This is a genomic window from Dyella sp. SG562, from assembly GCF_011759495.1.
Lineage (GTDB): Bacteria > Pseudomonadota > Gammaproteobacteria > Xanthomonadales > Rhodanobacteraceae > Dyella_D > Dyella_D marensis.
Map to the genome: position 1 here is coordinate 1 of NZ_JAAOYS010000019.1, position 15498 is coordinate 15498.

General features: G+C 67.1%; 13 protein-coding genes. 12 read left to right on the plus strand and 1 reads right to left on the minus strand.

Annotated features, from left to right (window positions below):
* Positions 1-708 precede the first annotated feature (708 nt).
* Complete coding sequence (locus FHW84_RS22095) at positions 709-1644, minus strand: carbohydrate kinase family protein (RefSeq protein ID WP_167258491.1); 936 nt, start codon at positions 1642-1644, stop codon at positions 709-711.
* A 273-nt stretch (positions 1645-1917) separates the two neighbouring features.
* Between FHW84_RS22095 and FHW84_RS22100 the strand changes: the two genes are divergently transcribed.
* From FHW84_RS22100 to FHW84_RS22155, 12 genes are all read left to right on the plus strand, one after another.
* Complete coding sequence (locus tag FHW84_RS22100; protein WP_167258493.1) at positions 1918-2964, plus strand: rod shape-determining protein; 1047 nt, start codon at positions 1918-1920, stop codon at positions 2962-2964.
* An 18-nt stretch (positions 2965-2982) separates the two neighbouring features.
* Entirely contained in the window at positions 2983-3978 is a 996-nt protein-coding gene (mreC, locus tag FHW84_RS22105; protein ID WP_167258495.1) for a rod shape-determining protein MreC, read from the plus strand.
* The gene (gene mreD, locus FHW84_RS22110; RefSeq protein ID WP_167258497.1) at positions 3975-4463 is read left to right on the plus strand and encodes a rod shape-determining protein MreD; all 489 of its coding nucleotides are present in this window, start codon (positions 3975-3977) and stop codon (positions 4461-4463) included. The genes mreC and mreD overlap by 4 nt, the downstream gene beginning before the upstream one ends.
* Positions 4464-4467: 4 nt before the next feature.
* The gene (gene mrdA / locus FHW84_RS22115; protein WP_167258499.1) at positions 4468-6495 is read left to right on the plus strand and encodes a penicillin-binding protein 2; all 2028 of its coding nucleotides are present in this window, start codon (positions 4468-4470) and stop codon (positions 6493-6495) included.
* A complete protein-coding gene (rodA, locus tag FHW84_RS22120; protein WP_167258501.1) occupies positions 6492-7610 on the plus strand; it encodes a rod shape-determining protein RodA in 1119 nt (372 codons plus the stop codon). The genes mrdA and rodA overlap by 4 nt, the downstream gene beginning before the upstream one ends.
* 121 nt (positions 7611-7731) lie before the next feature.
* On the plus strand, positions 7732-8733 hold the full coding sequence (gene mltB / locus FHW84_RS22125; protein ID WP_167258503.1) for a lytic murein transglycosylase B: 1002 nt from the start codon (positions 7732-7734) through the stop codon (positions 8731-8733).
* On the plus strand, positions 8730-9689 hold the full coding sequence (locus FHW84_RS22130) for a septal ring lytic transglycosylase RlpA family protein (protein WP_167258505.1): 960 nt from the start codon (positions 8730-8732) through the stop codon (positions 9687-9689). The genes mltB and FHW84_RS22130 overlap by 4 nt, the downstream gene beginning before the upstream one ends.
* 58 nt (positions 9690-9747) lie before the next feature.
* Positions 9748-10986, plus strand: coding sequence for a D-alanyl-D-alanine carboxypeptidase family protein (locus tag FHW84_RS22135; protein ID WP_167258507.1), 1239 nt, complete (start codon positions 9748-9750; stop codon positions 10984-10986).
* A 15-nt stretch (positions 10987-11001) separates the two neighbouring features.
* On the plus strand, positions 11002-11292 hold the full coding sequence (locus tag FHW84_RS22140) for a DUF493 family protein (RefSeq protein ID WP_167258509.1): 291 nt from the start codon (positions 11002-11004) through the stop codon (positions 11290-11292).
* 141 nt (positions 11293-11433) lie between these two features.
* On the plus strand, positions 11434-12102 hold the full coding sequence (gene lipB / locus FHW84_RS22145) for a lipoyl(octanoyl) transferase LipB (protein ID WP_167258511.1): 669 nt from the start codon (positions 11434-11436) through the stop codon (positions 12100-12102).
* 10 nt (positions 12103-12112) lie between these two features.
* Positions 12113-13129 (plus strand): lipoyl synthase, encoded by a 1017-nt coding sequence (gene lipA / locus FHW84_RS22150; protein ID WP_167258513.1) that lies wholly within the window; start codon positions 12113-12115, stop codon positions 13127-13129.
* A gap of 10 nt (positions 13130-13139) precedes the next feature.
* A complete protein-coding gene (locus FHW84_RS22155) occupies positions 13140-15386 on the plus strand; it encodes a carboxy terminal-processing peptidase (protein ID WP_167258515.1) in 2247 nt (748 codons plus the stop codon).
* Positions 15387-15498 lie beyond the last annotated feature (112 nt).

A 15498-nucleotide genomic window follows, 5' to 3' on the forward strand; every position in this document is an offset into this window, starting at 1 on the left:
GAACTCGGAAGTGAAACGCAGCTGCGCCGATGGTAGTGTAGCTTGCTATGCAAGAGTAGGTCATCGCCAGGGGCTTTATCCTAAAACCCTCACCGTCTCGGTGAGGGTTTTTTCTTGCACCAAACATAATCACTGCATTAGCTCCGCCTTGTGCTCGATATCCACGCCGTCATTAGCACTCGATGCGGCACGAGTTAATCCGAATAGATAATCTGCAGCAGCCTCCAAGTCGAAAATGCGGCGCTCTCGCGTCAGCAATGCAGGCCTGCAACGCATGGCAGACGTTCCACTCATTGAGCTCGACTCGAAGCGCCCGTCGTATCTGCCGGCAAACACAGGTGCGTAGCGGTTCAGCGTTTTCGCGCCAGGCAAAGCTAGCGAAATCGATCCACTTGCCCGCCTTGCAACTCAAAGTCAGCGCCGACGGCCAGCATCGTCGCCACGGATTTTGTATCCGCCGCGGCGTGATCGATGCGATAGCGATCCAGGGTAAAGAGCCGGGCCATCGCGGCCTGGCGATCGGTCTAGCACCAGATCAGCACCGGTAACGACTGGCTGCGTGCCAACGGGCAACGCACCACCAAAGCCAGACGGCTTCAAAAGAAGTGCTACCAAGCAAGTCCCAAAACAAAAAAGGCCTCCCATCCAGGAGGCCTTTTCCACATCAACTTGAATTAACCAACCCAAGTCAATTTGAATTAACTGAGGTCAATCCAACCCATACCCAAACTGTTCCTCAAACTCCGTCGCAAACAGCGCGTAATCGAAGCGCTGATTCTGCGTCCCCGGATATTCGACCTTGAGCGCACCCATCAGCGACGCCATCCGTCCGATCGTCGGCCAATCCTTCCCGCGCATGATCCCGAAGATCAGGCCCGCACGATAAGCATCGCCACAGCCGGTGGGATCCACCACCTTGCGTTCGCGCGCCGGCGGGATCTCGTGCGTGATGCCATCGGTATGAATCAGCGACCCACGCGGACCCAGCGTCACGATGTACGCCTTCACCCGGCTCGCGATGTCTTCCGCACTCCAGCCCGTACGCGACTGCAGCAGCTGCGACTCGTAATCGTTGACGATCACATACGTCGACTTCTCGATCATCGAGCGGAACTCATCGCCGTTGAACAACGGCATCGCCTGGCCCGGATCGAAAATAAACGGCACATTCCGCGCCGAAAACTCATCCACGTGCTGCAGCATCGCATCGCGGCTATCCGGCGCGACAATCGCGAAACTGATCTCCGGAATATCCCGCACATGATTTTCGTGCGCGCTCAACATCGCACCGGGATGGAACGCCGTAATCTGGTTGTTATCCAGATCCGTGGTGATAAAGCACTGCGGCGTGAACTGGTCGCCGAACTCGCGCACATAATCCAGGCGGATCCCGCATTCCTGCATATGCGCCCGATACGGGCCGAAATCCTGGCCTACCGTGGCCACCGGCAGCGGATCGGCGCCGAGCAGCTTCAGGTTATAGGCGATATTGCCGGCGCAACCGCCGAACTCGCGACGCATCCGCGGCACCAGGAACGACACGTTCAGGATGTGCACCTGGTCGGGCAGGATGTGGTTCTTGAACTGGTCCTGGAAGACCATGATGGTGTCGTATGCCAACGAACCGCAGATAACGGCAGACATGATTCGTGGGTGTCCCCGGGCTAGTGAACGGGCCGCGCAAGCGCGGTCGGACCAATGGCCGGGATACCGTCCCGGCCAAAGTTGCGAATTTTACCGATATCCGGTCGCCAGGGCGATCACTCTTTGAAAAATCCAACTCATGCGGCCTGCGCGAAAGTTGGCATATCACCCCGTCGTACAAGGCTTTCTTAACGATATTGTCCTTGCGCGCAAGTGTCCGCGTCTTTAGACTGGCGCGCTTACTTTTTAGCCAGATCGACGCACGGCGGCCCCATGTTCAAGAAGTTTCGCGGGATCTTCTCCAACGACATCTCCATCGATCTGGGCACAGCCAATACGCTGATTTATGTGCGTGGGCAGGGCATCGTTCTGAACGAACCTTCCGTAGTCGCTATCCGCCAGGATCGTGGCCCGGGCGGCCCCCGCGCCGTCGCCGCCGTCGGCAGCGACGCCAAGAAGATGCTGGGCCGCACCCCCGGCAACATCGCCACCGTGCGTCCGATGAAGGATGGCGTGATCGCCAACTTCTCCATGACCGAGGCGATGCTGCAGCACTTCATCAAGCAGGTCCACCGTTCGCGCCTGCTGCGTCCCAGCCCGCGCGTGCTGGTCTGCGTGCCCTGCGGGTCCACCCAGGTGGAGCGCCGCGCCATCAAGGAATCGGCCGAAGGCGCCGGTGCCCGCGACGTGTTCCTGATCGAAGAGCCCATGGCCGCCGCGATCGGCGCCGGCATCCCGGTGCACGAGGCGCGCGGCTCGATGGTGCTGGATATCGGCGGCGGCACCTCCGAAGTGGCGGTCATTTCGCTCAACGGCATCGTCTACTCGCAGTCGGTCCGCGTCGGCGGCGACCGCTTCGACGAGGCCATCATCAACTACGTGCGCCGCAACCACGGCACGCTCATCGGCGAATCCACCGCCGAGCGCATCAAGATGGAGATCGGCTGCGCGTTCCCGCAGACCGACGTGCGCGAGATCGAAATCTCCGGCCGCAACCTGGCCGAGGGCGTGCCGCGCATGTTCACCATCAACTCCAACGAAGTGCTGGAAGCCCTGCACGAGCCGCTGTCCGGCATCGTCGCCGCGGTGAAGTCGGCGCTGGAGCAGACCCCGCCGGAGCTCTGCTCCGACGTGGCCGAGCGCGGCATCGTGCTCACCGGCGGCGGCGCCCTGCTGCGCGACCTGGACCGCCTGATCTCCGAAGAGACCGGCCTGCACGTGATGGTGGCCGACGAGCCGCTCACCTGCGTGGCCCGTGGCGGCGGCAAGGCGCTGGAGCTGATCGACCAGCACGGCAGCGACTTCTTCGCCGCCGAATAAGCGCTAAAGGGGCAGGGGATGGCACTCGCTCGCGAGGACTCCTCGCCCCTGTTTGCCGGCACGGTTGCCGGCACCCTGCGCCTCATCCTCTATCTCGCGTTCGCCATGGTGCTGATGGTCCTGGACCATCGCAACGGCTGGATGTGGCGTATCCGCTACACCACCTCGGCCGTGGTCGAACCGGTCTACCGCCTCGCCGGCATGCCCGCCGCCGGCATGCGCAACCTCAGCGTGGCCTTCGCCGACCGCCAGCTGCTCACCGAGCAGAACCAGCGCCTGCGCGAAGACCTGCTGCTGGCCAACGCCAAGCTCAATCGCATGGCCTCGGTGGCCGAGCAGAACGAGCGCCTGAAGGAACTGCTGGCCACCCAGCACAGCCTGGAACTCAACGTCCAGCTGGCCCGCGTCATCGACGTGGACCTGGGCAGCTACCGCCACCGCATGCTGGTCAACGTCGGCGAGCGCGACGGGGTGAAGAAGGGCCAGGTGGTGATCGACGCGCACGGCGTGATCGGCCAGGTGGTGGAAGTGATGCCGCGCACCTCGCTGGTCATGCTGGTGACCGATCCGGACCACGCCATCCCCGTGGTGGTGGAGCGCACCGGCCTGCGCACCGTGGCCTACGGGTCGCGCGACGGCGACCTGCTCAGCCTGCCCAATATCTCGATGGCCGCCGACGTGCGCCCGGGCGACAAGCTGCTTACCTCCGGCCTCGGCGGCCGTTTCCCGCCGGGCTTCCCGGTGGGCGAAATCCGCGGCGTGGAGCCGGGTGCCTCGGGCATGTTCCTGGAAGGCCGCGCGCGTCCCACCGCCGATCTGGACCGCAGCGAGGACGTGCTGATCCTGCACGACCAGGCCGAACCCGCCGGCCCGCCGGAACCCGCCACCCAGGCCGGCCCGCCGGCCGACCTCGCACCCGCGCCGGCCGCCACCGCGGCCACGCTGCCGCGCGTCGCACCCATCTCGGCCACTCCAGCCTCGGCAACCCCCGCTTCCGCGAGCACCGCGCCATGAACAAGCAACGCGTCGGCCTGCTCTGGTTCTCCGGTTCCCTGGCATTCGCCCTGCTGTCCATGCTCGTGCCGCTGCCCGGCGCGCTGCAGCCGTTCAAGCCGTACTGGCCGGCGCTGTTCCTGCTGTACTGGGCGCTGGAAGCCGGCGACCAGCGCGTCAGCCTGGGCCTGGCCTTCTGCATCGGCCTGTGCGCGGACCTGCTCGACGGCGTGCTGCTCGGCGAGCAGGCCATGCGCCTGTGCGCGCTGGTGTTCATCGCGCTGCGTTTCCGCTCGCGGCTGCGCTTCTTCCCGATGTGGCAGCAGACCCTGGCCGTGCTGGCCCTGCTGCTGAACGACCGTGTGGTGCTGCTGATCGTGCGCGCCTTTGCCGGCGAATCGTTCCCGCCCGCCACCTGGTGGATCTCGCCGTTCGTCGGCGCCGCGCTCTGGCCGTTCCTGTTCCTGCTGATGGACGACCTGCGCCTGCGGCTGCGCCTGCAATAGCGCCATGGCCCTGCGTCGCCGCTCGATCAAGGACTCCCGGGGCGAAAGCACCCTGTTCCGTTGGCGCGCCTTCGTCGGCTTCGCGCTGATCCTGCTCGGCCTTTCCGTGCTGGTGGTGCGCTACAGCTACCTGCAGGTGCAGCGCCATGACGAGTTCGCGCTGCGTTCGGAGAACAACCGCGTCAAGCCGCGCGCCATCCCGCCCGCGCGCGGGCTGATCTTCGACCGCAACGGCGTGCTGCTGGCCGACAACGTGCCGGCCTTCCGCCTCGAAGTGGTGCCCGAGCAGGTGCCCGACATGCCGGCCATGCTGGCCGGCATCCGCGACGTGATCCCGCTCGGCGACGACGACGTCGAAGCCTTCCGCAAGCAGCTCAAGCAGAACCGCCGCTTCGACAGCGTGCCGCTGAAGCTGCACCTCACCGAAGACGAGATCGCCCGCTTCGCCATCAACCGCTGGCGATTCCCGGGCCTGGACGTGGTGCCGTACCTCACCCGCCGCTACCCGTACGGGCAGCTGTTCGCGCACGTCATCGGCTATGTCGGCCGCATCGACGCCGACGACCTCAACCGCCTCGACCCGGACCGCTACAAGGGCACCAGCCACGTCGGCCGCAGCGGCCTGGAGCGTTCCTACGAGGACATGCTGCACGGCGAGCCCGGCTACGAGCTGGTCGAAGTGAACGCCGACGGCCGCGTGCAGCGCGTGCTGGAAACCCACGCGCCCAAGCCCGGCAAGAATCTGTACCTGAGCATCGACGCGCGCGTGCAGAAGGCCGCCACCGACGCCTTCGCCGGCCGCCCGGGCTCGGCGGTGGCGATCGACCCGCGCAACGGCCAGGTCATGGCCATGGTCAGCGTGCCCAGCTTCGACCCCAACCTGTTCGTCAACGGCATCAGCAAGACCGACTACGTCGCCTACACCACCGCCGAAGACAAGCCGCTGCTCAACCGCGCATTGAAGAGCGCCTACCCGCCAGGCTCCACGGTCAAGCCGTTCCTCGCGCTGGGCGGCCTGGAATACGGCGTGCGGCGGCCGGAAGACACCGTGCTTTCCACCGGCGAGTTCTGCATCCCCGGCCAGCAGCGCTGCTACCGCGACGACAAGCGCGGCGGCGACGGCGTGGTGAACATGGTGCGCGCCATCCAGCACTCCACCAACACCTACTTCTACAAGCTCGCGCTGGACCTGGGCATCGACCGCCTCAGCGCCTGGATGGGCAGCCTCGGCTTCGGCCACAAGACCGGCATCGACCTGCTCGGCGAAGTCGAAGGCATCCTGCCTTCGCGCGAATGGAAGGCCACGCGCAGCAAGTACGGCTGGTTCCCGGGCGAGACCATCCTGGCCGGCATCGGCCAGGGCTACTGGAACGTCACCACCCTGCAGCTCGCCCACGCCACGGCCACCTTTGCCGGCCACGGCACGCCGTATGCGCCGCGCCTGGTGATGGCCACCTCGGCGGTGAAGGAGTCGCGCGTGCCGCTGCCCAATCCGCCCAGCGGTCCCACCCTGATCCACAAGGACAACTACTGGAACGTGGTGAACCAGGGCATGGAAGCGGTGATCACCGAAGGCACCGGCAAGGGCCAGTTCACCGGCTTCCCCTATGTGGTGGCCGGCAAGAGCGGCACGGCGGAGCGTTTCTCCCGCCGCAGCAACGACTACGACAACAACAAGAACACCGCCTACCTGGCCACCCGCCACCGCGCCTGGTTCATCGGCTACACGCCCACCGACGCGCCGCGCATCGCCGTGGCCGCGATGCTCGAACAGGGCGCGTGGGGCGCGTCGGACGCCGGCCCCATCGTGCGCAAGATCATGGAAGCCTGGCTGGCCAGCCAGGGCGGCGCCGTGCCCGCGCGCAATGCGCCGGAGCAGGGCGGCCTGCCGGCCAACGCCAGCAGCGTGCCGGAGGTGCCGGAAGACACGCCGATGGCCACGCCCGCCGATGTGCCGGCGCAGTTGCCGTCCGATCGTGATCAGAGCGGGCACGACGACAGCGGCCAGCAGGACGACGGAGGCCATCAATGATCGACGAACTCCAGGTCCGCCTGACCCGCTTCCTGCGCCGCCTGCTGACGCGTCCGCGCATCGACCTGCCGCTGGCCTTCGGCCTGCTGCTGCTGGCCATCACCGGCCTGGTCACGCTGTACAGCGCCAGCGGCGGCAGCATGGCGATGATCACCGGCCAGGCCGCGCGCTTCGTCATCGGCGGCATGCTGCTGCTGCTGATCTCGCGCATTCCGCCCTCGGTGCTGCGCGGCTGGACGCCCTGGCTCTACGCCGGCAGCGTGTTCCTGCTGATCGTGGTGGCCGGCGTGGGCGAGATCCGCAGCGGCTCCAAGCGCTGGCTCAATCTCGGCGTGATGTCGTTCCAGCCGTCGGAGCTGCTCAAGCTCACCGTGCCGATGATGGTGGCGTGGTACCTGCACCCGCGGCAGCTGCCGCCGTCGTGGAAGGACATCGTCACGGTCGGCATTCTCATCGGCATTCCCGCCGCCCTGATCGCCGAGCAGCCGGACCTGGGCACCGCCGTGCTGGTCTCCGGCGCCGGCGCGTTCGCGCTGTTCCTGTCCGGCATGGCCTGGTGGAAGATCGGCAGCCTGCTCGCCGCGGTGGGCGGCATGGTGCCGGTGGCCTGGCATTTCCTGCACGAATACCAGCGCAACCGCGTGCGCACCTTGCTCGATCCGGAATCGGACCCGCTGGGCAACGGCTGGCACATCATCCAGTCGCAGATCGCGGTGGGTTCCGGCGGCCTGTTCGGCAAGGGCTGGCAGCACGGCACGCAGTCGCGCCTGGACTTCCTGCCCGAGCACACCACCGACTTCATCTTCGCGGTGTTCGCCGAGGAGTTCGGCCTGGTCGGCGTGGCCGCGGTGATGGCGCTGTACGCCTTCATCATCGGCCGCTGCCTGTGGATCGCCATGGAAGCGCGCGAAACCTATTCGCGCCTGCTCGCCGGTGCGATCGGCATGAGTTTCTTCGTCTACGTGTTCGTCAACGGCGGCATGGTCGCCGGCATGTTGCCGGTGGTCGGCGTGCCGATGCCGCTGATCAGTTACGGCGGCACCTCGGCCGTGTCGCTGCTCACCGGCTTCGGCGTGCTGATGTCGATCCACGCCAACCGCAAGATGCACGACTGACCCGCGCCGCGGCGGTTCGCGTCACTGAACCGGCTCCGCGCATGCCCGCTTTCCGCCAGGGTTTGCGCCGCCATGCGTGCTAGGCTCTTGCGCGCACAGCGTTTTACAGCGAAGTAGCCTGATGACCGAGATTGCCATGCCCCGTCCCCTGCAATGGATTGCCGCCCTGGGCCTCGCCGCCGCTGCCGCACTGACGACAGCCCAGGCCCAGACCCACCCGGGACAGGCGCAGCTGGTCGCCGAAGTCGCCAAGGAAACCGGCAAGGATCCGGCCCGGTTGAACGCCTTGCTCGACGGCGCGAAGAAACAGCAGAGCATCCTCGACGCCATCAGCCGCCCGGCCGAAGCCAAGCCGTGGAAGGACTACCGGCCGATCTTCATCACCGACAAGCGCATCGACGACGGCATCGCGTTCTATCTGCAGCACCGCGAGCTGGTCGAGCGCATCGGCAGGAAATACGGCGTGGCGCCGGAATACATCGTGGCCATCGTCGGCGTGGAAACCTTCTACGGGCGCAACACCGGCAAGTACAAGGTGCTCGATGCGCTGGTCACGCTGGGCCTGTATTACCCGCCGCGCGCCGCGTTCTTCCGCGAGCAGCTGAAGGTGCTGCTGAGCCTGCCGGACAGCATGCTCGCCGGCCCGCCGGATACGCTCACCGGTTCCTATGCGGGCGCGCAGGGCTGGGGCCAGTTCATGCCGTCGAGCATCCGCGACTTCGGCGTGGACGAGGACGGCGACGGCCATATCGACCTGCACGATTCGCTGCCGGACATCCTCGGCAGCGTCGCCAACTATTTCGCCGGGCACGGCTGGGTCACCGGCGCGCCGGTGGTGGCGCGCGCGCAGCCCGACGCCGCCGCGCGGCCGATCGAAGTGAAGGATTCCAAGCCGCAGTGGCCGCTGGAGCAGCTGATGGCCTGGGGCTATGCGCCACTGCAGCCGATGGATCCGGGCCTGGGCAGCAGCCTGCAGTCGCTGCAGGGGCCGTACGGGCCGGAGTACTGGTTCACCTTCCAGAACTTCTACGTGATCACCAAGTACAACCGCAGCCCGCTGTATGCGCTGGCGGTGCACCAGCTGGCCCAGGCCATTGCCGACGGCGTGCGGGAGCGTCGATGAAACCCAGCCTCGCGCTGCCGCTGCTGGCGGTCGCCATGCTCGCCCTGGCCGGTTGCGGCGGCAGCAAGCCGCGGCCGTCGAAATCCGGCGGCTATACGCCGGGGCGCAGCAGCAGCGGCGGGGCGTACCGGCCGTCGCCGGAGGGTGGTTCGCGCCGCGGCGTCGACGACGACGTCAGCCGCCCGCAGAGCAGCCGCTACCGCGACAACGCCGACAGCGTGCCGGATGGCCCGCCGCCGGACATCAGCAAGCTGGTCGAGCCCGTGCCGAAAGTGGAACCGCGCGCGCTGTACGGCAACAAGTCGCCCTACAGCGTGCTCGGCCAGACCTACACCGTGCTGCCGAACGCGAGCGGCTACGTGGAGCGCGGCATCGCCTCGTTCTATGGCAACAAGTTCCACGGCTACAAGACCTCGAGCCTCGAGGAATACGACATGTACCAGTTCAGCGCGGCGCACAAGACGCTGCCGCTGCCGAGCTACGCGCGCGTCACCAACCTGGAGAACGGCAAGAGCGTGGTCGTGCGCATCAACGACCGCGGGCCGTTCCACGACAACCGCCTGATCGATCTCTCCTACGCCGCCGCGGTGAAGATCGGCGTGTACCCGAAGGGCACCGGCCTGGTGGAAGTGCGCGCGATCACGCCGGGCGAGCCGCTGCAGGACCTGCCGCCGCCGACGCCCGCACCCGTTGCCAGCGGCAGCGCCGGTGCGCCGCCGAAGCCCGGCATCTACCTGCAGGTCGGCGCCTTCGCCGACAACGCCAATGCCGAGCGCGTGGCGCAGAAGCTGCGCAGCGCGAATTTCGCGCCGGTACAGGTGGTGGATGCCCAAATCAACGGCCGCAGCGTGCGGCGCGTGCGGGTGGGACCCATCGCCGACGTCGACAGCGCCGACGAAGTCACCGCCAGGATCGAAGACATGGGACTGCCGCGTCCGCAGGTCGCGGTAGACTGACGCATTGCCCTTCCGGCGCTCCGGCGCCAGCCCTATCGAAACCGGACCTCTCAGAACGATGAATCTCCTCCGCCGTACCCTCGCTCCGTTTGCCATCGCCGCCCTGGTGATCGGCACCGCCGCCGTCGCCCAGCAGACGCCCCCGAAGCCCGCGCCCGTGCCGCGGCCGGTGGTGGCCGAAGCGCCGGTGCCGCCGCCGCCGGACGTGGACGGCAAGAGCTGGGTGCTGATGGACTACGCCACCGGCCAGGTGCTCGCCGCCAAAGACCCCGACGTGCGCGTGGAGCCGGCCTCGATCACCAAGGTGATGACCGACTACGTGGTCTCGGCCGAGGTCGCCAACGGCAAGGTCCACATGAACGACCAGGTGACCATCAGCGAGAACGCCTGGCGCAGCGGCGGCGCCGGCACCGACGGTTCCACCAGCTTCCTCAAGCTCAACAGCCAGGTGCCGCTGAAGGACCTGCTGTACGGCATGATCATCCAGTCCGGCAACGACGCCGCCATCGCGCTGGCCGAGCACACCGCCGGCAGCGAAGGCGCGTTCGCCAACCTGATGAACGCGTACGCCAAGCAGCTGGGCATGGTCAATTCCAACTTCCAGAACGCTTCCGGCTACCCGATCGCCAACCACTACACCACCGCCCGCGACATCGCCCTGCTGTCGCGCGCGCTGATCCACGACTTCCCCGAGGACTACGCCATCTCGGCGGTGAAGGACTTCGAGTGGAACGGCATCAAGCAGCACAACCGCAACCTGCTGCTGTGGCGCGACCCCAGCGTCGACGGCATCAAGACCGGCCACACCGCCGCCGCCGGCTTCTGCCTGGCCGCCTCGGCCAAGCAGGGCGAGGCACGCATGATCGCCATCGTGATGGGCGCCAGCAGCGAGAAGGCGCGCGCCGATGCCGCGCTGGCGCTGATGAACTACGGCTTCCGCTTCTACGAAACCCACAAGCTCTACGACGCCAACAAGCCGCTGGCCACGCCGCGCCTGTGGAAGGGCAAGGCCGACCAGGTGCCGCTGGGCGTGGGCGAGAACGTGCTGGTCACCGTCAAGCGCGGCGACTACGACAAGCTCAAGGCCACCGTGGACGTGCCCGCCACCCTCATCGCCCCGTTCACCAAGGGCCAGCAGATCGGCACGCTGCGCGTCACCCTGGACGGCCAGCCGGTGCAGAACCTGCCGCTGGTGGCGCTGGAGGACGCGCCGCAGGCCGGCTTCTTCGGCCGCCTGTGGGACAGCATCATGCTGTGGTTCCACAGCGACAAGAAGCCTGACGAAGCCAAGAAGTAAGCACGAGGTACCGCCATGCAGGACATCGATTCGATCAAGGCGCAGAACGAAGGCCAGGGTTTCCAGTTCCCCGGCGAATTCGAAATCACCGCCATGGGCAACGCCAATGCGGACCTGCCCAAGCGCGTGCCGGCGATCCTGGAGGGCATCGGCCTGCACGTGCTGCACGAGACGGTGAAGCACCGCAGCTCGCGCGAAGGCAATTTCCTCTCGGTCACGGTCAGCTTCCGCTGCGAGAACCGCGAGCAGTACGACCAGGCGCACGCCAGCCTGCGCGCCGACCCGGATATCCGCTTCACGCTGTAACCCCACGCGCGGGCCGGGTTTTCCCGGCCCGCGCCGTTTCGGGCCGGCCGTATCGGTGCCGCGGAGACGCGCTCCGCGCCCTTGCAAGCCCGGAACCCGGCCGCACCTCATCCCGACCCTCTACGTTTCCCGGTTGTCCCCATGTCCCAGCCGCTGAAAATCCGCCGCCTCGGCCGCCAGCCCTACGAGGCGACCTGGAAGGCCATGAGCGCGTTCACCGACCAGCGCGGCCCCGACACCCCCGACGAGCTGTGGGTGCTGGAACACGATCCGGTGTTCACCCTGGGCCAGGCCGGCAAGATGGAACACGTGCTGGCGCCCGGCGAGATCCCGGTGGTGCCGGTGGACCGCGGCGGCCAGGTCACCTATCACGGCCCCGGCCAGATCGTGGCCTATCCGCTGATCGACCTGCGCCGCGCCGGCGTCGGCGTGCGCGAGATGGTGTGCAAGATCGAGCAGGCCATCATCGATACCCTGGAGCGCTGGAACATCGGCGCGGCCCGCCTGGACGGCGCCCCCGGCGTCTACGTGGCCGGCGCCAAGGTGGCCGCCCTGGGCCTGCGCGTGCGGCGGGGCTGCAGCTTCCACGGCCTGGCCTTCAACGTGAACATGGACCTGGAGCCGTTCCACCGCATCAACCCTTGCGGCTACAAGGGTTTGCAGGTCACCCAGGTGCTAGACTTGGGCGGTCCGTCGCGGCTGGCGGAGGTGGAAGACGCACTGGTCGAGGAGTTCTGCCGCCAGTTCGATTTCACCGCCGAGTCCGCCGCTCCCGTCATCCCCGAACTACCCGCTCGCGTAGCGGTCTGAGCTTGCCTACATGAGCGATATGTCCCCCTCCAAGGTCATCCCGATCAGCGTCGTCAGCGGCACGCCCGCCGACAAACAAGCGGTCGAAAAGCAGCTCGGCAACGACAAGATCGCGCGCAACCGCGCCGGCTTCGAAACCGACACCCCCGTGCTGCGCAAGCCCAGCTGGATCCGCGTGCGCCTGCCGCAGGGCAACGCCGTGCAGCAGCTGAAGGCGCGCCTGCGCGAGAACTCGCTGGTGACGGTGTGCGAGGAAGCCTCCTGCCCGAACATCCACGAGTGTTTCAGCAAGGGCACCGCCACCTTCATGATCCTCGGCGAGGTGTGCACCCGCCGCTGTTCGTTCTGCGACGTGGCCCACGGCCGCCCGGCCGCGCCCGATCCGCTCGAGCCCGCCCGCCTGGCCGAGACCATCCGCGACATGCGCCTGCGCTACGTGGTGATCACCTCGGTCGACCGCGACGACCTGCGCGACGGCGGCGCCGAGCATTTCGCCGCCTGCATCCGCGCCACGCGCCATGCCAGCCCCGACATCAAGATCGAGATCCTCACGCCCGACTTCCGCGGCAAGGGCCGCATGGAGCGCGCGCTGGAGGTGCTGAAGGATTTCCCGCCGGACGTGTTCAACCACAACCTGGAAACCGTGCCGCACCTCTACCGCGAAGTGCGCCCGGGCGCGGACTACCAGTGGTCGCTGGACCTGCTCAAGCGCTTCAAGGCGCAGCATCCGGAAGTCCCCACCAAGTCCGGCATCATGCTGGGCCTGGGCGAGACCATGGAGCAGGTGCTGGAGACCATGCGCGATCTACGCGCCCATGACGTGGACATGATCACCATCGGCCAGTACCTGCAGCCCACGCCGCATCACCACCCGGTCGTGCGCTACTGGACTCCCGACGAATTCGAGGCGCTGCGCGAAGCCGGCGAGGCGATGGGCTTCGGCCACGTCGCTTCCGGCCCGCTGGTGCGCTCGTCCTATCACGCCGACCTGCAAGCCCACGCCGCTGGTGTCACCGAGCATGCCTAAAGAGAACTTCATGAAACTGCGTACCGTCTCGCTCGCATTGCTGCTCGCCTTCACCGTCGGCGGCGCGCAAGCGCAGTCGGCCGCGGACCTCACCGGCGGCACCACCGGCCGCAAGGCCTCGTCGCTGCCGCTGAAGGCCACGCTCACCCAGGCCCAGGCGGCGCAGCTTTCCGCGCGCTTCCTCACGCGTTTCCACTACGACGCGCAGCCGCTCGACGACGCCATGTCGGCCAAGATCTTCAAGGCCTACTTCGACGCGTTGGACGGTGAGAAGGTGTTCTTCACCCAGGCCGACATGGCCAAGTTCGCGCCGCTGAAGACGCAGTTCGACGACGCCATCTGGAACCAGGACCTCTCCGGCCCGTTCTCGGTGTTCAACCTCTACGTGCAGCGCGCCGTCGACCGCATGAGCTACGCACGCGAGCTGCTCAAGAAGGGCTTCAAGCTCGACACCAACGAGACCTACGCCTACGACCGCAAGAAGGCCGACTGGCCCAAGGACCAGGCCGAGCTCGACACCCTGTGGCGCGAGCGCACCACCAACGACTGGCTGCGCCTGAAGCTGGCCGGCAAGAGCGACGACGAGATCCGCAAGACCCTGGACAAGCGCTACGCCAACTACATCGAGCGCGTGCGCCAGCTGGACGGCGAGGACGCGTTCCAGTCCTTCATGAACGCCTATGCCGAATCCACCGACCCGCACACCGACTACCTCGGCCCGCGCGCGGCGGAAAACTTCGACATCTCCATGAAGCTGTCGCTGGAAGGCATCGGCGCGGTGCTGGGCGTGCGCGACGAATACGTGGTGGTCAGCGAAGTGGTGCCGGCCGGCCCGGCCGCCAAGTCCGGCAAGGTGCATGCGGGCGACCGCATCGTCGGCGTGGGCCAGGGCGCCGACGGCGCCATCGTCGACGTGATCGGCTGGCGCAACGACGACGTGGTCAAGCTGATCCGTGGCAAGAAGGACACCACCGTGCGGCTGGAGATCCTGCCCGCCGACGTGGGCGTGGACGGCAAGCACGAGGTGATCTCGCTGGTGCGCCAGAAGGTCAGCATCGAGGAGCAGGCCGCCAAGAAGAAGATCATCGAGATCAAGGACGGCAACGTCAGCCGCAAGATCGGCGTGATCGACCTGCCCACCTTCTATTCCGACTTCGGCGCGCGCCGCGAAGGCGACAAGAACTTCAAGAGCGCCACCCGCGACGTGTCCAAGCTGCTCGGCGAGCTGAAGCAGGCCGGCGTGGAAGGCGTGATCATGGACCTGCGCAACAACGGCGGCGGTTCGCTTACCGAGGCGAACGAGCTCACCGGCCTGTTCATCGACAAGGGCCCGGTGGTGCAGGTGCGCGATGCGCGCGGCCAGGTGGACGTGCAGGGCGACGACGATCCGGGCATGGCCTGGAGCGGCCCGATGGCGGTGCTGGTCAACCGCGGCTCGGCCTCGGCTTCGGAAATCTTCGCCGCCGCCATCCAGGACTACGGCCGCGGCCTGATCATCGGCCAGCCCACCTTCGGCAAGGGCACCGTGCAGAACCTGGTCGACCTCGACCGCTTCGCCAGCCGCACCAAGGAAAAGCCGCAGCTGGGCGAGCTGAAGATGACCATCGCCGAGTTCTTCCGCATCAACGGCGGCTCCACCCAGCTCAAGGGCGTGACGCCGGACATCGGCTTCCCCAAGAGCGGCGACGAGAAGGACTTCGGCGAATCCACCTACGACAACGCCCTGCAGTGGACGCAGATCGCGCCCGCGCCGGACTACAAGCCGGTGGCCGACCTGAAGGCCTACCTGGGCCAGCTGCAGGCCAAGCACGATGCGCGCGCGGCCAAGGCGCCGGGCTGGAAGCTGATGCTCGACGAGCTGGCGCAGTACCGGAAGATGCGCGACAAGACCACCATCTCGCTCAACCTCGCCCAGCGCCAGGCCGAGCGCAAGGAACAGGAAGGCATCCAGGCCGACTTCCGCGCCCGCCACAAGGCCATCGACGGCAACAGCTTCAACGACGACCGCGACGGCCTGGACGACGGCCTCAACCCGAACGAGCGCAGCCTGAAGTCCCAGCTCAAGCAGGAAGACGACGCCAAGAAGGCCGCCGACCCGCAGCTGGACGAAACGGCGCACATCCTGTTCGACGCCGTGGGCCTGATCAAGGGCGACGCCAAGCTGGCGGCCGAGGTGCTGCCGTACGGCGGCAAGTTCTCGCCGAGCGCCACCGCGGCGGCCACGCCGGAGACGAATGCGGCGCCCGGTTCGCACTGAGCCTCGGCAGAAAAGCACAAAAGGCGGCGCGAAAGCGCCGCTTTTTTTATGCCCCATGCATCACCCGGCGTAGGTTGGGGTGAGCCGCAGGCGAACCCCAACATGGCGTGCG